General features: G+C 70.6%; 20 protein-coding genes. 14 read left to right on the top strand and 6 right to left on the bottom strand.

Translation table 11 applies throughout. From position 1 onward, the window contains the following. Positions 1-268 precede the first annotated feature (268 nt). Positions 269-1,486, top strand: a complete 1,218-nt coding sequence (locus ABZ953_RS04210; RefSeq protein WP_361716405.1) for a sensor histidine kinase — start codon at positions 269-271, stop codon at positions 1,484-1,486. A 12-nt stretch (positions 1,487-1,498) separates the two neighbouring features. Then, entirely contained in the window at positions 1,499-2,200 is a 702-nt protein-coding gene (locus ABZ953_RS04205; protein WP_361716402.1) for a response regulator transcription factor, read from the top strand. 54 nt (positions 2,201-2,254) lie between these two features. Here the strand turns inward: ABZ953_RS04205 and ABZ953_RS04200 are convergent, their stop codons facing one another. Next, positions 2,255-2,593 (bottom strand): hypothetical protein, encoded by a 339-nt coding sequence (locus ABZ953_RS04200; RefSeq protein ID WP_361716399.1) that lies wholly within the window; start codon positions 2,591-2,593, stop codon positions 2,255-2,257. Positions 2,594-3,272: 679 nt separating this feature from the next. Between ABZ953_RS04200 and ABZ953_RS04195 the strand changes: the two genes are divergently transcribed. From ABZ953_RS04195 to ABZ953_RS04155, 9 genes are all read left to right on the top strand, one after another. After that, positions 3,273-4,523, top strand: a complete 1,251-nt coding sequence (locus ABZ953_RS04195) for a DUF2690 domain-containing protein (protein ID WP_361716396.1) — start codon at positions 3,273-3,275, stop codon at positions 4,521-4,523. A 418-nt stretch (positions 4,524-4,941) separates the two neighbouring features. Further along, entirely contained in the window at positions 4,942-5,931 is a 990-nt protein-coding gene (locus ABZ953_RS04190; RefSeq protein WP_361716393.1) for a malate dehydrogenase, read from the top strand. A 150-nt stretch (positions 5,932-6,081) separates the two neighbouring features. After that, positions 6,082-6,327, top strand: a complete 246-nt coding sequence (locus tag ABZ953_RS04185) for a helix-turn-helix transcriptional regulator (protein ID WP_361716390.1) — start codon at positions 6,082-6,084, stop codon at positions 6,325-6,327. Further along, entirely contained in the window at positions 6,327-6,938 is a 612-nt protein-coding gene (locus ABZ953_RS04180) for a hypothetical protein (RefSeq protein ID WP_361716387.1), read from the top strand. Before ABZ953_RS04185 ends, ABZ953_RS04180 begins: the two co-directional genes overlap by 1 nt. Positions 6,939-7,119: 181 nt before the next feature. Continuing rightward, on the top strand, positions 7,120-8,649 hold the full coding sequence (locus tag ABZ953_RS04175) for an aldehyde dehydrogenase family protein (protein WP_361716384.1): 1,530 nt from the start codon (positions 7,120-7,122) through the stop codon (positions 8,647-8,649). Positions 8,650-8,773: 124 nt separating this feature from the next. Beyond that, positions 8,774-10,318 (top strand): GMC oxidoreductase, encoded by a 1,545-nt coding sequence (locus tag ABZ953_RS04170; protein ID WP_361716381.1) that lies wholly within the window; start codon positions 8,774-8,776, stop codon positions 10,316-10,318. Further along, positions 10,315-11,448 (top strand): glycine betaine/L-proline ABC transporter ATP-binding protein, encoded by a 1,134-nt coding sequence (locus tag ABZ953_RS04165; protein ID WP_361716379.1) that lies wholly within the window; start codon positions 10,315-10,317, stop codon positions 11,446-11,448. Before ABZ953_RS04170 ends, ABZ953_RS04165 begins: the two co-directional genes overlap by 4 nt. Next, positions 11,448-13,415 carry an ABC transporter permease subunit gene (locus tag ABZ953_RS04160; protein WP_361716376.1) on the top strand — a complete coding sequence of 656 codons (1,968 nt, stop codon included), beginning with the start codon at positions 11,448-11,450 and terminating at the stop codon, positions 13,413-13,415. Before ABZ953_RS04165 ends, ABZ953_RS04160 begins: the two co-directional genes overlap by 1 nt. Before the next feature lies 1 nt (position 13,416). Then, positions 13,417-14,382 carry a glycine betaine ABC transporter substrate-binding protein gene (locus tag ABZ953_RS04155; RefSeq protein ID WP_361716373.1) on the top strand — a complete coding sequence of 322 codons (966 nt, stop codon included), beginning with the start codon at positions 13,417-13,419 and terminating at the stop codon, positions 14,380-14,382. A 75-nt stretch (positions 14,383-14,457) separates the two neighbouring features. Here the strand turns inward: ABZ953_RS04155 and ABZ953_RS04150 are convergent, their stop codons facing one another. From ABZ953_RS04150 to ABZ953_RS04140, 3 genes are read right to left on the bottom strand one after another with little or no spacing between them, the layout of a single operon-like run. Then, positions 14,458-15,189: an isocitrate lyase/phosphoenolpyruvate mutase family protein gene (locus tag ABZ953_RS04150; RefSeq protein ID WP_361716370.1), complete on the bottom strand. Its 732-nt coding sequence runs from the start codon at positions 15,187-15,189 to the stop codon at positions 14,458-14,460. Further along, positions 15,183-15,629: a carboxymuconolactone decarboxylase family protein gene (locus tag ABZ953_RS04145; protein ID WP_361716367.1), complete on the bottom strand. Its 447-nt coding sequence runs from the start codon at positions 15,627-15,629 to the stop codon at positions 15,183-15,185. The genes ABZ953_RS04150 and ABZ953_RS04145 overlap by 7 nt, the downstream gene beginning before the upstream one ends. After that, positions 15,626-16,150, bottom strand: coding sequence for a carboxymuconolactone decarboxylase family protein (locus ABZ953_RS04140; protein WP_361716364.1), 525 nt, complete (start codon positions 16,148-16,150; stop codon positions 15,626-15,628). The genes ABZ953_RS04145 and ABZ953_RS04140 overlap by 4 nt, the downstream gene beginning before the upstream one ends. 46 nt (positions 16,151-16,196) lie before the next feature. Between ABZ953_RS04140 and ABZ953_RS04135 the strand changes: the two genes are divergently transcribed. Further along, on the top strand, positions 16,197-17,651 hold the full coding sequence (locus ABZ953_RS04135; protein WP_361716361.1) for a PLP-dependent aminotransferase family protein: 1,455 nt from the start codon (positions 16,197-16,199) through the stop codon (positions 17,649-17,651). Positions 17,652-17,896: 245 nt separating this feature from the next. Here the strand turns inward: ABZ953_RS04135 and ABZ953_RS04130 are convergent, their stop codons facing one another. After that, the gene (locus tag ABZ953_RS04130) at positions 17,897-18,736 is read right to left on the bottom strand and encodes a hypothetical protein (RefSeq protein WP_361717056.1); all 840 of its coding nucleotides are present in this window, start codon (positions 18,734-18,736) and stop codon (positions 17,897-17,899) included. A 126-nt stretch (positions 18,737-18,862) separates the two neighbouring features. Between ABZ953_RS04130 and ABZ953_RS04125 the strand changes: the two genes are divergently transcribed. Both ABZ953_RS04125 and ABZ953_RS04120 read left to right on the top strand, forming a co-directional pair. Continuing rightward, positions 18,863-19,234: a hypothetical protein gene (locus tag ABZ953_RS04125; RefSeq protein WP_361716358.1), complete on the top strand. Its 372-nt coding sequence runs from the start codon at positions 18,863-18,865 to the stop codon at positions 19,232-19,234. Positions 19,235-19,237: 3 nt separating this feature from the next. Further along, positions 19,238-20,428, top strand: a complete 1,191-nt coding sequence (locus ABZ953_RS04120; protein WP_361716355.1) for a glutathionylspermidine synthase family protein — start codon at positions 19,238-19,240, stop codon at positions 20,426-20,428. On the opposite strand, the gene ABZ953_RS04115 is transcribed toward ABZ953_RS04120, so the two are convergent. Continuing rightward, positions 20,406-21,359 (bottom strand): hypothetical protein, encoded by a 954-nt coding sequence (locus tag ABZ953_RS04115; protein WP_361716352.1) that lies wholly within the window; start codon positions 21,357-21,359, stop codon positions 20,406-20,408. The genes ABZ953_RS04120 and ABZ953_RS04115 overlap by 23 nt on opposite strands. Positions 21,360-21,475 lie beyond the last annotated feature (116 nt).

Raw genomic sequence — 21,475 nt, 5'->3', positions numbered from 1 at the left:
ACTGACGTAAGCGGTATAGGCGTTACGCGCTCGACGGTGGCCCGTCCTCCCCCGAGGGGACGGGCCACCGCCATGCGGACCGGGCGTCCCCCGTGCGGCCGGTGCCGTGGTGCTGCCCCAGAACCTATGGGCGGCACGCCGACCGTGTCGTCACGCCCTGGGTGTAACTCCCCCTGCTCCCCGTGCGGTACGCGACCGGTTCCTGCAACTTCCGCTGTACCGCCGCGGGTTGACGTACCGCCGCCCATGTGGGCGTTACGCTGCGGCGATGCGGATCCGCCCCCTCGCCGTAGACGCACTCATCGCGGGCGCCCTGACCACGGTGGCCGTGCTTCTCGGACAGGAGTCCGCCAAGCAGGGCTGGGTCGAACTCGACGCCGTGGGTCACGTGTTGGTGGCCCTGGTCAGCCTCCCGGTCGCGGTCCGGAGCAAGGCGCCGCTCGCCGTGCTGCTCGTCGTCGATGTGGCGTGGTTCGTATACGTCACCCTCGGCTACTGGCCCGTCGTCGGCACCTTCGGCCCGATGCTCTGCGTCTACACGGTCGCCTCCCTGCGTCCCCCGCGCACCTCGCTCGCCTGCACCGCCCTGATGGCCGCCCTGTGGATCTACGCCGGTGCGATCAGCGAGGACTCCTCGATGCCGTCCGTCGTCGGGCAGGCCGTCGGTTTCTCCCTCGTCCTGTGGCGCTTCGGGCACGTCGCGCGCCGGTCGGCGGAGCTGGCCCGGCAGCTGAAGCGGGAGCAGGACCAGCGGGCCCGGCGCGAGGTCGCCGAGGAACGTGGCCGGATCGCCCGCGAACTGCATGACGTGGTCGCTCACCACATGTCGGTGATATCCGTGCAGGCAGGCCTCGCGACGTTCGTCTTCGGCTCCGACCCGGCCACGGCGCGCGCGGCGCTCGGCACCATCTCGGGGACCAGCAGCGAGGCGCTCGAAGAGCTGCGGCGCATGCTGCGGGTGCTGCGCGCCGAGAACGCCGAGAACGCCGAGGACACCGAGGACGGCGACGGCACCCCGGCGGCGCCGATGCCGGGCCTCGGCCGACTCGACGAGATGGTCGAGCGGGTGCGCGGCGGGGGAGTCCCCGTCGAACTGCGCGTCACCGGCACGCCGCGCCCGCTGGCGCCCGGCGTGGAACTCTGCGCGTATCGCGTGGTGCAGGAGGCGCTGACGAACGTACTGAAGCACGCCCGCGGAGCCGCGGCGACCGTCGAACTCGCCTATCAGCGGTGGCACATCGAGGTCACGGTGATCAATGACGGACATGATGAACATGAAGGAAATGATGGAAATGATGGAGAGGGGGTGATTCAGGACAGAGTGCGGACGGGCAGCGGGCACGGCTTGATTGGGATGCGGGAGCGGGCCAAGCTCTACGGCGGGGCGATCAGTATCGGCCCGCTGAGCGAGGGGGGATTCGCCGTGCGTCTCACCCTGCCGACCTCGGCACAGGCCGCTGCGCGGGGGGACGACGCGACGGAATGACCGGGTAGCCGCATGACCGCATGCATCAAAGTGCTCGTCGTCGACGACCAGTTCCTCATCCGGGCGGGATTGGTGGGGCTGCTGCGCGCCGCGCCGGGCGTCGAGGTCGTGGGCGAGGCGGGCGACGGCGAGGAGGCCGTGGCGCTCGCCGCGCGGACCCGCCCCGACGTCGTCCTGATGGACATCCGGATGCCGGGCATGAACGGCATCACCGCGACCGCGCAGATCCTGCGGCAGGCCGCCGAACCGGCGCCGCGCGTCCTGGTGCTGACCACGTTCGATCTCGACGAGTACGTGTACGGGGCGTTGCGCGCCGGGGCCTCCGGCTTCCTGCTCAAGGACTCGGGGCCCGAGCGGCTGCTCGCCGCGGTGGCGGCGGTCGGCAGCGGTGACGCGCTCTTCGCGCCCAGTGTGACGCGGCGCCTCGTCGAGGCGTTCGCCCGGCAGGCGGCGGCCCCCGACGAGGAGGCGAGCGGACCCCCGCCCGACCTCGCGGCGTTGACCCTGCGCGAGGTCGAGGTCCTGAAGCTGATCGCGCGCGGGCTGACCAACGCCGACATCGCCGAACGGCTCTACATCAGCGAGGCCACCGTCAAGACCCACCTCAACCGCACGATGAGCAAACTCGACCTGGACAGCAGGGCGCAGGCGGTGGTGGTGGCGTACGAGACGGGTCTCGTCACACCGGGGACGGCGGGGGGCTCGCGGGGCTGAGGGCGCCGGAGCCGGGGTGGCTCAGGAGTGGCTCAGCAGCCGCTCAGGAGTGCCTCAGCAGGTGACGACCTTGCCGTAGGAGCCGCGGCCCCAGTTCCACTCCCACTGCTCGTTGTTCTGGTACGTGAGGCACGGCGAGTCGTTGCCCCAGTCGATGACGACCTTCAGGTGCATGGCCTGGCCGCAGCGGTTGGTGACCTTCACGTACTTCTTGTGCTTGATGACGTCCCGCTTCACGCAGGACGGGGCCGTGCCCCGGAACTCCGCCGCGGAGGCTGCCGAGGCCGCCGATGCTGCGGGGGCCGCCGAGACCGTGGGGGCCGTCGCGAGGCCGGTGCCGAGGAGGGCGGATGCGGCGATGATGCCGCCTGCGAGACGCTTGCCGTACTTCATGCGCGGTTCCCTTCGGGAGGGCAGGGCACGTGGTTCGTGCCGTTGTCCGGATATCCGGATATGTGCCGTTGCTTACCGGACCGACTCTGCCGAGCACTTCGGCCGCCGGGCCGTAAGACATGGCCGAAGTCGCCCTTTCGGGGACGCCCCGCACTCCGTGACCCGCACTCCGTGACCCGCACTTCGTAAAAGAAGGCGGTGCCCGTCCTCACCCCCGTGAGGGGACGGGCACCACCGTTCAGGGATGGGTGCTTCCTCTTGGAACCTCCCGATATAAGCGGTGCGTTCCGCTCGTGATCCAGGGTCATGGACGCGCCAACGGCGTACAAGGGATGCCTGGTGCCTGTGGCACGGAGGTGACCATTCCGCAACGGTGTGCGCGGTGTGCAACGGCCCTGGTCCGGAGGGGTGGCAGCCAGCACAAATAGGACGGTACTCGGGGTTCCGCATCGTGCTGCCGGGCGGCGGTGGGAGACTGGGCCGACGACCAGGGGAGCGCGGCAGTGCACGCCGTGGCCCGAATGCTCCCGTGCGCCCCTGATCAGGGAACTGACATCCTGGCCCGGCGCATCCCTTTGGGTAGTCCAGAACTCTGGGTAGTCAGAACGGGGTGGCGCAGGGTCGGCGCGAGGTCGGCGCGGGGGCAGAAACAGAACGTACGGGGGGAATAGGGGGAGCAATGCCTCGTTGGAAGGCGCTACCGGATGAGCTCGACCCGGAGGTCAGGGAGTTCGCCAGTCAGCTGCGCAGGCTCGTCGACCGCAGTGGCCTGAGCATCGCGGCGCTGTCGGACCGCACCGGCTACAGCAAGACGTCGTGGGAGCGCTATCTGAACGGGCGCCTGCTCGCGCCGAAGGGTGCGATCGTCGCGCTGGCCGAGGTGACGGGCACGCCGCCCGTCCATCTCATCACCATGTGGGAGCTCGCGGAGCGTGCGTGGAGCCGCTCCGAGATGCGGCACGACATGACGATGCAGGCGATCCGGATCTCGCAGGCGCGGGCGGCACTGGGGGAGTTGGGGTCCGACGCGTCGGGGCCCGGCGGGAAAGCGTCCCCTCCTTCCCCTCCTTCCCCTTCCTCCTCGTCCGTCCCGCCCCCCGCAAAGCCCGCCAAGCCCGCAAAGCCCGCCAAGCCTGCGAAGTCGCCGAAGCCTGCCCGCGGCGCCGGTGCCGCGTGGGGCGGTTCCGAGGGGGCTGTCGGGCGGGCCGGGACGATGGGGGTGGCCGGGCCTGCCGGAGTGTCTCCCACGATGCCGCCGGTGAGGGCCGGGGATGCCGGACCGCATGACTCGTACGGCCCCCAGGGTTCGTTCGGGCCGGTCGGTGCCTCCGGTGACGTCTCCGTGCCCGCCTTCGGCGAAGGCGGCCCGGGTGCGCCCGTGCCCACGCCCGCGCCCGCGCCCGCGCCGGGGAGTTCGCCCGACGGCCAGCGGCGCCGCAGGAAGCTGACGATGTTCCTCGCCGGTGTGGTCGGCGCCCTCGTCGTCATTGCCGCCGCGGTGTTCATGACCGGCTTCGGCGACGACGGCAAGGGCCAGAACGACGCGAAGCCGTCCGCGACGCCGAGCAAGAGCGATACGAAGCTGCCCGCGGGCGTCGAGTGCAACGGCAAGGACTGCGCGGGCAAGGACCCCGAGAACATGGGCTGCGGCGGCGAGTTGGCGACGACCACCTCGCGGGCCACGATAGGCAGGACGCTGGTCGAGGTGCGGTACAGCAAGACGTGCGGGGCCGCGTGGGCGCGGATCACCCAGGCGACGCCGGGGGACGAGCTGACGATCACGGGGTCGGGCAGCGGTGCCGGGGCCAAGCAGAACAGCACGGTGAACGAGGACTTCGACGCGTACACGCCGATGGTGGCGGCCGACTCGGGTACGGCGGCGAAGGCTTGCGCGACGCTGAAGTCCGGGCAGACGGGGTGCACGGCGTAGCCGCCTCTGCCCCTCCGATCTTCCCCTCCGATCTGCCCCTCCGATCCGCCTCCAAAAAAAGTCGATAGGCGCGTGCATGCACGCGTCGACCGGGGGCAGGCGGACGTTACCCCCACGGGAGTGTTCACACCCCCACGGCGGCCGCCACGCTCCCCCCCCTCGTGGCGGCCGCCCCCTTTTTTTGGGGCGGCCGCGAAAGTTTTCCGGGGTGCCGTCCATGCTGTGGGCCGGGCCACACCGACCCGGCGGCCAGGGGTGGGCGGGGCGCGATAGCCTGACGGCGGATCTCTCTTGATGCCAAGAGATCGATCATCGTGAGGCGATCGAGGACTCGACGAGGCGTCGGCGGGATCCAGGAACAAGGGGATCCACGTACGAGACCAGGGACCCCACCGCCAGCTGTCTTACGGAGATCGCCATGACCCGCACTCCCGTGAATGTCACCGTCACCGGCGCGGCCGGCCAGATCGGCTACGCGCTGCTCTTCCGCATCGCCTCGGGCCACCTGCTCGGCGCGGACGTGCCGGTCAACCTGCGCCTTCTTGAGATCACGCCGGCGCTGAAGGCCGCCGAGGGCACCGCCATGGAGCTCGACGACTGCGCCTTCCCGCTGCTGAACTCGATCGAGATCAGCGACGACCCGAACGTCGCCTTCTCCGGCGCCAACGTCGCCCTCCTCGTCGGCGCCCGCCCCCGCACCAAGGGCATGGAGCGCGGTGACCTCCTGGAGGCCAACGGCGGCATCTTCAAGCCGCAGGGCAAGGCCATCAACGACAACGCCGCGGACGACATCAAGGTCCTCGTCGTCGGCAACCCGGCCAACACCAACGCGCTCATCGCGCAGGCCGCCGCCCCGGACGTACCGGCCGAGCGCTTCACCGCCATGACGCGCCTGGACCACAACCGCGCCCTGTCGCAGCTGGCGAAGAAGACGGGCTCGTCGGTCTCCGACATCAAGCGTCTGACCATCTGGGGCAACCACTCGGCCACCCAGTACCCGGACATCTTCCACGCGGAGATCGCCGGTAAGAACGCCGCGGACGTCGTGGGCGACCAGTCCTGGCTCGCCGACGAGTTCATCCCGACCGTCGCCAAGCGCGGTGCCGCGATCATCGAGGCCCGTGGCGCCTCGTCGGCCGCCTCCGCCGCCAACGCCGCCATCGACCACGTCCACACGTGGGTCAACGGCACCGCCGCGGGCGACTGGACCTCCATGGGCATCCCGTCGGACGGTTCGTACGGCGTTCCGGAGGGCCTCATCTCCTCCTTCCCCGTCACCACCAAGGACGGCAAGTACGAGATCGTCCAGGGCCTGGACATCAACGAGTTCTCGCGCACGCGGATCGACGCGTCCGTGCAGGAGCTCACCGAGGAGCGCGAGGCCGTCCGCGGTCTCGGCCTCATCTGAGCCGCAGCAGCACCCTTCACCCACCGCCCCCGGCGGCCGCTCCTCGCAGCGGCTGCCGGGGGCGGTCGGCGTTTCGGGAGTGTTGTGCCGTTGCTCGGTTGTGCAGTTGCTCTGTTGTGCAGTTGCTCTCTGATGTAGTACTTCTTATACATGAGCGAGCAAGTGCACAACAGGCTGGCGATGGTGCGCGCCGAACGGAAGGTGTCGCGACAGAGCCTGGCCGAGGCAGTGGGCGTCCACTACCAGACCATCGGCTACATCGAGCGGGGGCAGTACAACCCGAGCCTCGACCTCGCGCTGAAGATCGCGAAGTTCTTCGCGCTGCCGGTCGAGGCCGTGTTCTCCCTCGAGCCGTTTCGCCCGCTCACGGATGAGGTCTACGGGAGGAATCAGTGATGAGGACCGACGAGCAGCGCCCCACGACCGGGAATGACCGGCGCCCCACGACCGGCTACGACCGGCGCCCCATGACCGGCTACGACCGGCGCATGCACGCGTTGATGAACCGCCAGGAGGCTGCCCCGCTGCATGCCACGGCGGCGCGGCGCAGGACCGTGGTCCTCGCGCACATCGCGCTGACCGCGGCCGGTGTCGCGTGCGGGCTCTCCTCCGTGCTCGGTGACGAGCGCTGGGCGCCGTTCGCCCTGCTCGGCATTCTGCTGCCGTGGGGCGTGGCGACCGGCGTCATCAACAGCGCGACCCGGGGGCTGCTCGAACTGCGGGCCCGCGCCCTCGACGAGCGTCAGCGTGCCGAGCGGAACCGCGTGGCGGCCCGAGCGCACTACGTGATGCTGTGGATCCTGCTTGCCGCCACCGTCGGTGTAGGCGCCGCGGGCCTGGGCGGGGCGGAGGTCGAGGGACTCATCTTCCCCGTGCTGTTCAGCGTGTTCGTCGTGCACTGGCTGATGCCGCTGTGGACGGCGGGGCTGACCGTCGCCGACGAGCCCGCTGACGAGTCCGCCGATGAGCTCGCCGACGAGCCTGCCTACGAGCCCGCCGACGACTGACGCGCCCCGCGCGACATTCCGTTCTTTACCTCGCCTACGGGGACAAACCCTGTGTCGAGCGTACGTTTGCCCCGAGTGCCCCCACGCACAGTGACACAGCGCACTTTCGGCCATAGGTTGCGCATGCTTTCTCCGCCGGAGGGCAGGTGCACCCGGCTACCGCGAGTGACAGGCGGGGCATATGACAGGAACGGAAGGCAAACGGGACGTGTCCGCACAACAGACCATCCATGTGGGCGGAGAGTGGCGTGCCGCCACCTCCGGCGCCACCCGCGAGATCCTCGACCCGGCGGATGCCAAGCCGTTCGCCGTGATCGCCGAGGGCGGAGTGGACGATGCGGACGCCGCCATCGCCGCCGCCCGCAAGGCCTTCGACGAGGGCCCCTGGCCGAGCACGCCCGTCGCCGAGCGCGCCGCCCTGCTCCGCCGGGTCGCCGACCTCCTCGTGCGCGACCGTGAGGAGATCGGTCTCCTGGAGAGCCGTGACGCGGGCAAGACCCTCGAAGAGGGCCGTGTCGACGTCGACTGCGTGGCCGACGCCTTCCGTTACTTCGCCGACCTGGTGATCGGGGAGGGCGCGGGCCGCGTCGTCGACGCGGGCTCCGAGGACATCCACAGCGTCGTCGTGCACGAGCCCATCGGCGTCTGCTCGATGATCACGCCCTGGAACTATCCGCTGCTCCAGGCCAGCTGGAAGGTCGCGCCCGCGCTCGCCGCGGGCAACACCTTCATCATCAAGCCCAGCGAGATCACGCCGCTGACCACGGTCGCGCTCATCGAGCTGCTCGTCGAGGCGGGGCTCCCGGCCGGTGTCGCGAACATCGTGACCGGCCCCGGCCACACCGTCGGCGCCCGGCTCGCCGACCACCCCGACGTCGACCTGGTCTCCTTCACCGGCGGCCTCGTCTCCGGCACCAAGGTCGCCCAGGCCGCCGCCGTCGGCGTCAAGAAGGTCGCCCTGGAGCTCGGCGGCAAGAACCCCAACGTCGTCTTCGCCGACGCCTGCGCCACGGAAGAGGGTTTCGACACCGCCGTCGACCAGGCGCTGAACGCCGCCTTCATCCACAGCGGGCAGGTCTGCTCCGCCGGTGGCCGCCTCATCATCGAGGAGTCCGTCCGCGAGCGCTTCGTGGCCGAACTCGCCCGCAGGGCCCAGAAGATCAAGCTCGGCCGCGGCACCGAGGACGGCGTCGAGTGCGGCCCCCTCGTCTCGCAGCAGCAGCGCGAGAAGACCGAGATGTACGTGGCCTCGGCCCTGGAGGAGGGCGCGGTGCTCCGCTCCGGCGGCAAGCGCCCGGAGCCGAGCGATGTGCGGCCGGACGAGGGCTACTTCTACGAGCCGACCGTGCTCGACCAGTGCCACCGCGAGATGAAGGTCGTACGGGAAGAGGTCTTCGGTCCTGTGCTCTCCGTCGAGACCTTCCGTACCGAGGACGAGGCCGTCGCGCTCGCCAACGACACCGAGTACGGCCTCGCGGGCGCCGTGTGGACAAGGGACCAGGGCCGCGCCGCCCGCATGGCCCGCCGGATGCGCCACGGCACCATCTGGATCAACGACTTCCACCCCTACCTGCCGCAGGCGGAGTGGGGCGGCTTCGGCAAGAGCGGCGTCGGGCGCGAGCTCGGCCCCGCGGGCCTCGCCGAGTACCGCGAGTCCAAGCACATCTACCAGAACCTGGCGCCGCAGCCGGTCCGCTGGTTCGCGGGCTGACACAGGCCGTACAGAGGTAAGCGCGGGGCGGCCGGTCCGCCCCGCGCGAAACACGTTCAAGCACCCCTCGCTCATTACGCGCAAGCACCTTGGCACGACCTCGCAGGAAGAGGAGCACGTACGCATGTCTGACCAGACCGAGTTCGACTACGTCATCGTCGGTGGCGGCACCGCGGGATCGGTGATCGCGTCCCGCCTCACCGAGGACCCGGACGTCACCGTCGCCGTCATCGAGGGCGGCCCCAGCGACATCGACCGGGAGGACGTCCTCACGCTGCGCAAGTGGCTCGGCCTGCTCGGCGGCGAGCTGGACTACGAGTACACGACCACCGAGCAGCCGCGCGGCAACTCGCACATCCTGCACAGCCGCGCCAAGGTGCTCGGCGGCTGCTCGTCGCACAACACCCTGATCTCCTTCAAGCCGCTGCCGTCCGACTGGGACGAGTGGGAGGCGGCCGGGGCCACCGGCTGGAACGCCAAGGCCATGGACCCCTACTTCGGCAAGCTGCGCAACAACGTCGTGCGCGTCGCCAAGAAGGACCAGAACCAGATAGCCACCGACTGGGTCGAGGCGACGAAGACCGCGCTCGGCGTCCCCGAGGTCGTCGGCTTCAATGACAAGCCCTTCGACGAGGGCGTCGGCTTCTTCGACCTCTCGTACCACCCGGAGAACAACAAGCGCTCCTCCGCGTCGGTCGCCTACCTGCACCCCCACATGGAGGCCGGTGACCGCCCGAACCTCCACCTCTTCCTGGAGACGTGGGCCACCAAGCTGGAGCTTGAGGGCAAGACCGCGCGCGGCGTCCACATCCGCACCAAGGACGGTGTGGAGAAGCTGTTCACCGCCCGCCGTGAGGTGCTCGTCTGCGCCGGAGCCGTCGACACGCCGCGGCTGCTCATGCACTCCGGCATCGGCCCGAAGAACGATCTCGAAGCCCTCGGCATCCCGGTCGTGCACGACCTGCCGGGCGTCGGCGAGAACCTCATCGACCACCCCGAGTCGGTCATCGTCTGGGAGACCAACGGGCCGATCCCCGGCAACTCCGCGATGGACTCCGACGCGGGCCTGTTCGTGAAGCGGGACCCGGACCACAAGGGCCCGGACCTGATGTTCCACTTCTACCAAATCCCTTTCACGGACAACCCGGAGCGGCTCGGCTACGAACGCCCCGAGCACGGCGTCTCGATGACGCCGAACATCCCCAAGTCCCGCGCCCGCGGCCGCCTTTACCTCACCTCCGCGGACCCCGAGGTCAAGCCCGCCCTCGACTTCAAGTACTTCGAGTACGACGAGAACGGGGTCGACTACGACGGGCAGACGCTCGTCGACGGCATCAAGCTGGCCCGCAAGGTCGCGCAGGCCGAGCCGTTCAAGAAGTGGCTCAAGCGCGAGGTGTTCCCCGGCCCCGAGGTCACCGAGGACGCCGAGATCAGCGAGCTCGTGCGCAAGGCCGCGCACACCGTCTACCACCCGGCAGGCACCTGCCGAATGGGTGCTTCCACTGATGAACTCGCTGTGGTCGACCCGGAGTTGAAGATCCGGGGCCTGGCAGGAATCCGTATCGCGGACGCATCCGTCTTCCCGACGATGCCCGCCGTGAACCCGATGATCGGAGTACTCATGGTCGGGGAGAAATGTGCCGAGATCCTTGGTGGTGACGGCCGATGAGCGAGGCCACCGTGACGCAGTCCACGGACACCGGGAAGACGACCGGCGAGGGCGGCCCCGTCTTCGCCGTCAAGAACCTCTGGAAGGTCTTCGGACCCGGCGCGGAGCGAATACCCGGCAACGAGGAGGTGCACGGCCTCAGCCCCGCCGAACTGCGCGAGCAGACCGGCTGCACCGCCGCCGTGCGCGACGTCTCCTTCGAGGTCAACAAGGGTGAAGTCTTCGTCGTCATGGGCCTGTCGGGCTCCGGCAAGTCCACCCTCGTACGCTGCCTGACCCGACTCATCGAGCCCACATCCGGCTCCCTCGCCATCGACGGCGAGGACGTCCTCGCCATGGACAAGGCCCGCCTGCGCGAACTGCGCCGCCACCGCGCCGCCATGGTCTTCCAGCACTTCGGCCTGCTGCCGCACCGCTCGGTCCTCGACAACGTCGCGTACGGCCTGGAGATCCAGGGCGTCGCCAAGGCGGAGCGCCGCGCCAAGGCCCTCGAAGTCGTCAAGAAGGTCGGCCTCGAAGGGCTCGAACAGCGCAAGCCCGGCCAGCTCTCCGGCGGCCAGCAGCAGCGCGTGGGCCTGGCCCGCGCCCTCACCGTCGACCCCGAGGTCCTCCTCTTCGACGAGCCGTTCAGCGCCCTCGACCCGCTGATCCGCCGCGACATGCAGGAAGAAGTCGTCCGCCTGCACCGCGAAGAGGGCCGCACGATGGTCTTCATCACCCACGACCTCAGCGAGGCCCTCAAGCTCGGCGACCGCATCGCGCTCATGCGCGACGGCCAGGTCGTCCAGCTCGGCACACCCGAGGAGATCGTCGGCTCCCCGGCCGACGACTACGTCCGCGACTTCGTCCGCGACGTGGTGCGCGCCGACGTCATGAGCGTGCGCAACGCCATGCGCCCTGCCGACGGCGACGAGGAGACGCGCGGCGCGGCCCTGCCGCCCGACGCCAAGGTCACCGAGGCCATCGAGGCCGTCGCCCGCACCGGCTTCCCGGTACGCGTGATGGACGGCAAGCGCTGCCTCGGCGTGGTGGACCACGCCGGGCTGCTCGCCGTGGTCGCGGGGACCTCGGCCCCCGCCGCGGACACCACCGCTGACACCGCCCCCGGCAAGGGCGAGGTGGTCGCCTGATGGCCACCGCCACCGCTACGGGGCCCGTGCGCGACACGGGCATCGGAGCGCTCCTGCGCCACCGTGCCGTCGGCAAGCTCCTACTGCTCGCCGTCGCCGCGGCCGTCCTGGTGCCGATCGTCAACGCCAAATGGGCCTCCGGGGCCTGGCCGGACGCCCTCACGGTCGATCTGACCGAGCCGCTCGGCAAGACCACCGACTGGATCATCGACAACCGCGACAGCCACCCGCTGTTCATCTACTTCCTCGGGCACGTCAGCAACGCCATCGTGCTCTCCGTGCGCGGCGTCTACCTCGTGCTGCTCGCCGCGGGCTGGGCCGGCGTGACCGTCGGCGCCGGGCTCATCGCCTGGCGCGCGGCGGGCGTGAAGATCGCGGTCATGGCGTCCGGCGCGTTCGCCGTGTGCGGACTGCTCGGCATGTGGGTGCCGACCATGCAGACGCTGGCCCTGATGATCGTGGCGGTCCTCGCCTCGGTCCTGATCGGCCTCCTGCTCGGCCTCGCGGGCGGCCTCAGCGAGCGGACCTTCCGCATCCTGCGGCCGGTCCTCGACACCATGCAGGTGCTGCCCGCGTACGCGTACCTGCTGCCGTTCGCCCTCGTCTTCGGCATGGGCGTCCCGGCCGCCATCATCGCGACGGTCGTGTACGCGGCCCCGCCCATGGCCCGGCTCACCGCGCTCGGCCTGCGCCAGGCCGACGCCGGTGTGATGGAGGCGGTGACCTCGCTCGGCGCGACCGGGCGCCAGCGCCTGTTCTCCGCCCGCCTGCCGCTGGCCAGCAGGCAGCTCCTGCTCGGCCTCAACCAGACGATCATGATGGCGCTCTCCATGGCCGTCATCGCCTCCGTCATCGGCGCCGGCGGTCTCGGTGACCGCGTCTACCAGGCCCTTTCCACCGTCGACGTCGGCCAGGCGCTCGCCGGCGGCATCCCGATCGTGCTGCTCGCCGTGGTCCTCGACCGCGTCACCGGCGCGGCCGGTGAACGCGCCGGTGCGCACGCCGAGGACAACTCGCCGCTGCGCGGCTGGCGCGGCTGGTCCGTCGCCGCCGCCGTCACGGTCGTCGCCGCCGTCGCCGCCCGCTTCGCGGACCGCGTGGACTGGCCGACCGGCTGGGTCGTCAACATCGCCCCGACGGTCAACACCGCCAAGGAGTGGATGGTCGACCACATCTACACCGGCGTGCCCGTCGTCGGCGGCACCGCCGACTGGGCGGCGCACTTCACCACCTGGATCCTCAACCCGGCAAGGGACGGCTTGCAAGGCCTGCCCTGGTGGTCGGTGCTGCTCGTCGTCGCCGCCCTCGCCTGGCTGATCGGCACCTGGCAGACGGCGCTCACCGCCGTCGCCGCGATGGCCGCGATCGGCGTGCTCGGCGTCTGGGACAAGTCCCTCGACACGCTCGCGCAGGTACTCGCCGGTGTCGCCGTGACGCTGGTCATCGGCTTCGCGATCGGCATCGCGGCCGCCCGCAGCGACCGGTTCGCACGGCTGCTGAGGCCGGTGCTCGACGTCTTCCAGACGATGCCGCAGTTCGTCTACCTGATCCCGGTCGTCGCCCTCTTCGGCATCGGCCGCGCCCCCGCGGTCGCCGCCGCCGTCGTCTACGCGCTGCCCGCCGTCGTCCGCATCACCACGGTGGGCCTGAGCCAGGTCGACGCCGCCGCGATGGAGTCCTCGCGCTCGCTCGGCGCCTCCAGCTGGCAGCAGCTGCGCAAGGTCCAGCTGCCGCTGGCCCGCCCGGCTTTGATGCTCGCCCTCAACCAAGGCGTCGTCCTGGTCCTCGCCGTCGTCGTCATCGGCGGCCTGGTCGGCGGTGGCGCGCTCGGCTACGACGTCGTGTTCGGCATCGCGCAGGGCGACCTGGCGACCGGCCTGGTGGCCGGTACCGCGATCGTCTGCCTCGGCCTGATGCTCGACCGCGTCACACAGCCCACGGCTCGGCGCGCCAAGAAGGGAGCGTGACATGCGCGTTCGTACGCGTGTCATGAGCGCCGTCACGGCCGCCGGTGCGCTCCTCGCGCTCTCCGGCTGCGGTGCCGCCGACATGAGCAAGCAGGCGTCTCCGTACGCGAACGCCGAGGGCGCCAAGACCGTGACCCTCTCGGTCCAGTCCTGGGTCGGCGCGCAGGCGGACGTCGCCGTCGCCGAGTACCTGCTCAAGAACGAGCTGGGCTACCGCGTCGACAAGGTCCAGATCGACGAGGTGCCCGCCTGGGACGCCCTCAGCCAGGGCCGCGTCGACGCGATCATGGAGGACTGGGGCCACCCGGACCAGGAACAGCGGTACGTCAAGGACAAGAAGACCATCGTGCCCGGCGGCGACGTCGGCGTGACCGGTCACATCGGCTGGTACGTCCCGACGTACTTCGCCAAGAAGCACCCGGACGTCACCGACTGGAAGAACCTCAACAAGTACGCGGACCAGTTCAAGACGTCCGAGAGCGGCAGCAAGGGCCAGCTCATGGACGGCTCCCCGTCGTACGTGACGAACGACAAGGCCCTGGTGCAGAACCTGGACCTGGACTACCAGGTCGTCTTCGCGGGTTCCGAGGCGGCGCAGATCACCCAGATCGAGCAGTTCGCCAAGCAGCGGAAGCCGTTCCTCACCTACTGGTACAAGCCGCAGTGGCTGTTCGAGAAGGTGCCGATGACGGAGGTGAAGCTGCCCGAGTACAAGGAGGGCTGCGACGCCGACCCGGCGAAGATCAAGTGCGCCTACCCGCACACGCCGCTGCAGAAGTACTTCAACGCGGACTTCGCGAAGAACGGCGGCGACGCCGCGAAGTTCCTGAAGAAGTTCAACTGGTCGGAGGAGGACCAGAACGAGGTCTCCCTGATGATCGCCGACAAGAAGATGTCGCCGGACGACGCGGCGAAGAAGTGGATCGACGACAACAAGTCGAAGTGGAAGGGCTGGCTGCCCAAGTAGGCGGCTGCCCATGTAGGCGGCTGTGCCGACCCGGTGCCGGGTGCCCGTACGAACGGGCGCCCGGCACGTCCACGCCTACCTCAGCTGGTCGGTGATGTCCCGCAGGGCGGCCATGGCCCGGTGCAGCAGCCCTGGGCCGAACGTGATCCGCGTGGCGCCGAGCTCCCCGAGCTCCCTCAGCGAGGGCCCGTCCGGCCTCGCCACCACGTTGAGCGGCCCCTCGATCCCCGCCCGCAGCGCCGGGATCGCCTCGGCCGGGGCCAGGATCGGGTACACGCAGTCCGCGCCCGCAGCCACGTACAGGCGGGCCCGCTCGATCGCCGCCTCCGGGTCCGCGACACCCCTGACGAACGTGTCCACCCGGGCGTTGATGAAGAGCCGGTCGCCCGCCGCCTCGCGCACCTCCGCGAGGAAGGCGGCCTGCTCGGCGGGGTCCTTGAGGGCCCCGTCCGGGCCGTGGCCGCCGAAGGAGTCCTCCAGGTTGCAGCCCACCGCGCCCGTCTGGAGGAGCCGCTCCACCAGCTCCTTCGGGGCGATGCCGTAGCCCGCCTCGATGTCCGCGCTCACGGGCACGGAGACCGACCGTACGATCCGCGTGATCGCCTCGAACATCTCCTCGGGCGGCACCTGCCCGTCCTCGTACCCGAGGGAGAGCGCGACACCGGCGCTGGGCGTGGCAAGGGCCTCGTACCCGGCCTCCTCGAACACCCGGGCGCTCGCGGCGTCCCACGGCCCCGGCAGGACGAGCGGTTCGCCCGGCGCCCGCCCGTGGTGCAGGCTGCGCAGGGTCTCGACGGGGTTCACCATGCCGGTCCTCCGGGTGCGATACGGCGGCTGACCATCAGCCGGTTCCAGCTGTTGATGACGGTGATCACGCCGAGGAGATGGGCGAGTTGGCCCTCATCGAAGTGTTCCGCCGCCTTCTCGTAGACATCGTCGGGCACAAAGCCCTCGGTGAGAACGGTGACCGCCTCGGTCAGCGCCAGAGCGGCTCGTTCCCGCCCACTGAAGAGCTCGCCCGCCTCCTCCCAGGCGTTGAGGAGAGCGATGCGCTGGGGACTCTCGCCGTCCTTCAGGGCCACATCCACATGCATGTCGAGGCAGAAGGCGCACGCGTTGATCTGCGAGGCCCGCATCATCACGAGTTCGGCGAGGGCGGCGTCGCCGAGCCCCTTCTTGGCGGCGGCACTGAGGGCGCCCATGGCACCCGCGACGCCCTGGTCCAAGTGCGTGGTGCGTACGCTCACTTGGCGCCCGCCGCCTTGTAGTGCCCCGGCACCTGGCGGGTGCTGACGCCGAAGCGGTTCCACGCGTTGATGACGGTGATCGCGGCGATGAGCTGGGTCAGCTCCGCCTCGTCGAAGAGGGCGGCAGCCTTCGCGTACACGTCGTCGGGCACGAACCCGTCGGTGAGCACCGTAATGGCCTCGGTCAGTTCGAGCGCGGCGACCTCCTTGGCCGTGTAGAAGTGCTGCGACTCCTCCCAGGCGCTGAGCTGGATGATCCGCTCGACGCTCTCGCCCGCCGCGAGGGCGTCCTTGGTGTGCATGTCGAGGCAGTACGCGCACTGGTTGAGCTGCGAGGCGCGGATCTTGACGAGCTCGCCGATCACCGGGTCGATGCCCTTACGGGCGGCGGCGTCGAGCTTGATCATGGCCTTGAAGACCTCGGGCGCGTGCTGGGCCCAGGCGAGGCGGGGGGTGTGCTCGTGGACGTACCCCTCGGGGGTGGTGGCCGTGCTGTCGGGGCTGGTCGGGTTCGTCGTCATGCTTCGACATTACGGACCTGGTAGCCCACGGGTATGGTCCATTTCCATGGAAGAAACGTGGGCCACTTCGGGTACGTCTTCGAGTACCACCCCGGGTACCACCCCAGGTACATCTCTGGGCGTCGACCTGCACCTGGAGACCGGCGGCGACGCGTCCCGCCACGGCGTCCGCGAGGGCCTGACTGACGCACTGCGGGATGCCGTACGCGGCGGCCGACTCACCCCCGGCACCCGCCTGCCGTCCTCCCGCTCCCTCGCCGTCGACCTCGGCGTCGCGAGGAACACGGTCGCCGACGCGTACGCCGACCTGGTCGCCGAGGGGTGGCTCACCGCACGCCAGGGCTCGGGCACGCGCGTCGCCGAACGCGTCGTCACGCCACCCGTACGGCCCACGACGCCCCGACGGCGGGGTGGGGCCCCGACGTACGACCTCGGCCCCGGCGCCCCCGACCTGACGTCCTTCCCGCGCGCGGAGTGGCTGAAAGCGGCCCGCCGCGCGATGGCCACGGCACCGAACGACGCCTTCGGCTACTCGGACCCGCGCGGCCGCATCGAACTGCGCACCGCCCTGTCCGGCTACCTCGCCCGTGCCCGGGGTGTGCACGCCGACCCCGGCCGCATCGTCATCACCGCCGGGTTCCTGCACGGCCTCGCGCTCCTTGGCCGCGTGCTGCGGGCGCGCGGGCTGCCGGAGGCGGCCGTGGAGTCGTACGGCCTGAACATCCACTGGAACCTGCTGCACCGCGCGGGCCTGAGCACGGTGCCCCTGGGCTTCGACGCACTGGGCACGGACGTCTCGGGGCTCGGACCCGACTCACCCAAGGCGGTGTTGCTCACGCCCGCGCACCAGTTCCCCATGGGCGTGCCGCTGCACCCCGACCGGCGCGCGGCTGTCGTCGACTGGGCGCGGCGCGAGGGCGGGGTGATCCTGGAGGACGACTACGACGGCGAGTTCCGCTACGACCGCCAGCCCGTCGGCGCGCTCCAGGGCCTCGACCCCGAGCACGTCGTCTACCTCGGCACGGCAAGCAAGTCCCTCGCGCCCGGCCTGCGCATGGGCTGGCTGGTCCTGCCGTCGGGCCTCCAGGACGAGATCCTCGACGAGCGACACGCGGCGGGGGCGTACGGCAACGCCCTCGACGAGCTGACCCTCGCGGAGTTCATCGAGTCGGGCGCGTACGACCGCCACGTACGCGCCGCCCGCCTCCGTTACCGCCGCCGCCGCGACCAACTGGTGTCGGCGCTGGCGGCGAGGGCCCCCGAGGTCCGCGCCACCGGCATCGCGGCGGGCCTGCACGCGGTCCTGGAACTCCCCCCGGGCACCGAACAGTCGATAGTCCAGGCAGCCAACTGGGAACACCTTGCGGTCCAGGGCCTGTCCGGCTTCCGCCACGCCGACGCGGCGGTACAGCAGCGGGACGCGCTGGTGGTGGGCTACGGGACTCCTGCGGAGCATGCGTGGGCGGGGGCGTTGGAGGCGTTGTGCAGGGTGGTGGGGTAACAAACCTTCCAGCGGGGGTGATCATTCAACCCCTCCGGCGAGCGAATTTCAGCCCCTCCGGCGATTGAGGAGCGGGGTCCGGGGCGGAGCCCCGAGGCGGCTACCGAAGGCAGCCCGTGAATTCCAGCCCGGGGTGGGCCGTGAATTTCAGCCCCTCCGGCGATTGAGGAGCGGGGCCCGGGGCAGAGCCCCGAGACGCCCAGCGAAGGCACCCCGCACAGGACCACGCCCCCGCCACGGGGAAGTCACCGCGCCCCGTCCCCCGCAACCTCCGGCGCCTCGCCGAACCGCGCAAGAGCCAACGCCCCCGCCACCGCCACCGCAAAACCAAGAATCGCCAGCCACTCCATCCCCCCGCGCGTGCGATCCCCCAGCCACACCACACCCACCAACGCGGGACCGATCGTCTCGCCGATCACGAGCCCCGCCGTGGCCGTCGTCACCGACCCCCGCTGCAGCGCCGAAGTAAGCAGCAGGAAGGCCGCCCCACCGCCCACGAGCAGCGCGTACGTCGCCGGGTTGGCGAGCAGCGCGCCCGGCGACATGTCATCGATGAGGCGTACGGTCACCTCGACCACCCCGAACCCGCACCCCGCCCCCAACCCGAGCGCGAGCGCCCGCCCCCGTCCGGGCAGGCGCCCGGCGACCGCCCCGACGAGCAGCACACCGACCGCGACCGCGAGCATCACGTACCGCAAGGTCGTCGTCCCCGCACGGTCGCCCTCCTCCCCGGAGGCCAGGCCCAGCATCGCGAGCCCCGCGCAGACGACACCCACCGCGCCCCATTCGACGCCGCTGAGCCGCACTCGAAGCAGCCGGGCCGCGACCACCGCCGTGACGGCGAGGCTCGCGGCGAGCGCCGCCCCCACCGCGTAGATCGGGATGGAGCGCAACGCCACGATCTGGAGCAGGAATCCGAGCCCGTCGAAGCCGAGCCCCGCGAGGTAGCGCCACTGGCGCAGGGCGCGCAGCAACAGCGCCGGGTCGACGCCGGAGCCGGTGCCGGGCGCGGTCGCGCGCGCGGCGACCGCCTGGAGAACCGAGGCCGTGCCGAAGCAGACCGCTGAGCCGAGTGCGCAAATCATCCCAAGAGACACGGAGTGACTGTAGAGGAAGGGTGAGACGGTAAAGATCCAAGGGGACGCTGGCACGGGGGGCCGACCCTTACCTACGCTGAGGGCTGATCACGTAAGACAACGGGGGAGTGCCACATGGCGGAAAAGCAACGACGGCGACTGAGGTCGAGCACGGTCGCTCTCGGCGGAATGGGCGTCCTCGCGGCGGCGCTCACCTCCTGCGGCTCCGACCCGGACCGCCGCTGCGTGGACCGGGACAGCTACGACTACGTCAACGGCTACCGCGTAGTCAGCGACAGCAAGTGCAAGACAGGCACGTCAGGTTCCTCAGGGAAGTCCCGCAAGAGCCCCTACGGCACCGGCACCGGCAAGACGTCGGACCGTGCCGAGCCCGCCTGGTACTACGACGCCGACGTCGACGGCCGCTATGCCGACGACGGCACGTTCAGCCGCAGCGAGGCAGTGGACCGGGACGGCTTCGGCTGCTCGGGCAGCGGCGGCGGCTGAGACGTGGAACGCCGCACCATCGACCCGCGCCCCGGCTGGCAGCAGACCGTCGAGGACCAGGGGCTCATCTACCCCCTCACGCGCTACCCCGACGACACCCTGCGCCCCTACTGGGACGAGAGCGCGTACTACGTCTTCTCGCTCCCCGAGGTCGAGGCGCTGGAGGAGGTCGTCGAGGAACTGCACACGATGTGCCTGGCCGCCGCCGCACACATCGTCGAGCACGACCGCTTCGGCGACCTCGGGTTCACGGACCCGAGGGTGATCGAGATCGTCACCGAGGCCTGGCGCCGTCGCGCCGAACTCCCCTCCCTCTACGGACGTTTCGACCTGCGATACGACGGTACGGGCGGCGCCCCGCCCAAGATGCTGGAGTACAACGCCGACACCCCCACGTCCCTGGTCGAGGCGGCGAGCCCCCAGTGGTTCTGGATGGAGGAACGCTTCCCCGGCGCCGACCAGTGGAACTCCCTCCACGAGCGCCTGGTCGACGCATGGAAGAAACAGGCTGCACTCCTCCCGCCCGGCGGCCCCCTGTACTTCGCGCACTCCGCCGCCGACGAGCTCGGCGAGGACCTGATGACGGTCGCGTACCTGCGCGAGACGGCGGAGCAGGCGGGCCTGGCCACGGAGTCCATCTCCATGGAGGACATCGGCTGGGACCGCCTCTCGCGCCGGTTCGTCGACAAGAAGCTCCGTTTCATGCGGAGCTGCTTCAAGCTCTACCCGTGGGAGTGGCTGACCACGGACCGCTTCGCCCCGCACGTCCTGGAGACCCTCGACAACGGTGGCGGCACGGGTTCGACGCTCTGGATCGAGCCCGCCTGGAAGATGCTCCTCTCCAACAAGGCCCTTCTCGCCGTGTTGTGGGAGCTGTATCCCGGCCACCCGAACCTCCTCCCCGCCTACCTCGACGGACCCCGCGAACTGGCGACGACCACCGGTTACGTGGCCAAGCCGCTGCTCGGGCGCGAGGGCGCCGGAGTGACGGTGCACGATCCTGGCTCTGCCCCCGCGACGCCCGACGAGCCGTGCTGCTACCAGGAGTTGGCGCCCCTGCCGGACTTCGACGGCAACCGGGTCGTGCTCGGCGCGTGGGTCGTGGAGGACGAGGCGGCGGGGCTCGGCATCAGGGAGTCGGCGGGCCTGATCACGGACGAGTACGCACGGTTCATCCCGCACGTGATTCTCTGACACGGCCGGTCAGCAGCGCCGCCCGCACAGCCGGGGCGCCACGGGCCGCCGCACCCGCCCCGACCCACCCGGGTGCGGGGACCCGTGCCACCTGCGCTTCCGCACGTGCCTGGCGGCAGGGCCCGCACCGGTCCTCCCCGGCCACGGGCCGGAACACCGTCGGCCGTGAGTGCGAGCCCGCGCACTCCCGCAACGCGGCGGCCTGCGGCGATGCGGAGGGGGACGGGCGACTCGGGCGGGGCGGTACGGGGTCCCGGAGCAGGTACCGGACCAGGCCGCCCGGCCGGTGGATCACCTCGGGCAGACCCCGGCGGATCTCGGCGAGTACGTCTCCGGTGCTGTGGCCGAGGTTCAGCCATTCATCGACGAGGGCGGCCAGCTGTTGCAGTATCCCGCGAGGGACGCGTAGCCGGGGGTCGAGGAGGGGCAGGTCCTCGATGAGGCGCCGAGCGGTCGGTTCGGTCGGTTCGGCCGGGTCGGCGGAGTCCGACGAGTCGGCCGAGTCGCCATCCGGCGGGGATGGTTGGAAGGTGTTCTCCGGGGGTGTTGCATCTGGATGACCGCCGATGGGCTGGCCCGCCGGTTCTCCGACGGTCGGCGTCCCGTCATACGGTGCGGACCCGCTGCCGCTGCCGCTGTTGCGCGGGGCGCTGTCTCGCAGGGCGACGGCCTGCTCGGGCGTGAGCGGCACGCTGGAGACGAGCTGGCGGGTGGACCACCGGCCCCGTGCACGCTGCTCACGCCACTCGTGGAAGTAGCCCTCGGCCTTCAACTCCCGCTTGGCACGGTTGAATCCGGCACGCCCGATACCCGCGCTGCTCGCGGTGGCGGAGAGGGATTCCTCGACTCCCTCGGGGAGGGAGAGCTGCCAGGTCAGAAGCCGGACGGAGTCCGAACAGAGTCTGGGATGGCGGAGAATTTCGTGAGGCACCTGAGAGAAGAAACGGGCAGGCGCGATAACATGACGCAGCATTTCGGGTGCCCTCCTATGGCACTCGGCGTGAAGGCCCTCGCTGCTGGCTGCAACCAGCGCGGGGGCCGCTTAGT

The sequence above is a fragment of the Streptomyces sp. NPDC046465 genome (genome assembly GCF_040646035.1).
GTDB lineage: Bacteria > Actinomycetota > Actinomycetes > Streptomycetales > Streptomycetaceae > Streptomyces.
Note: the sequence above shows the minus strand (reverse complement) of the source record. Positions and strands in the feature narration are given on the sequence as shown.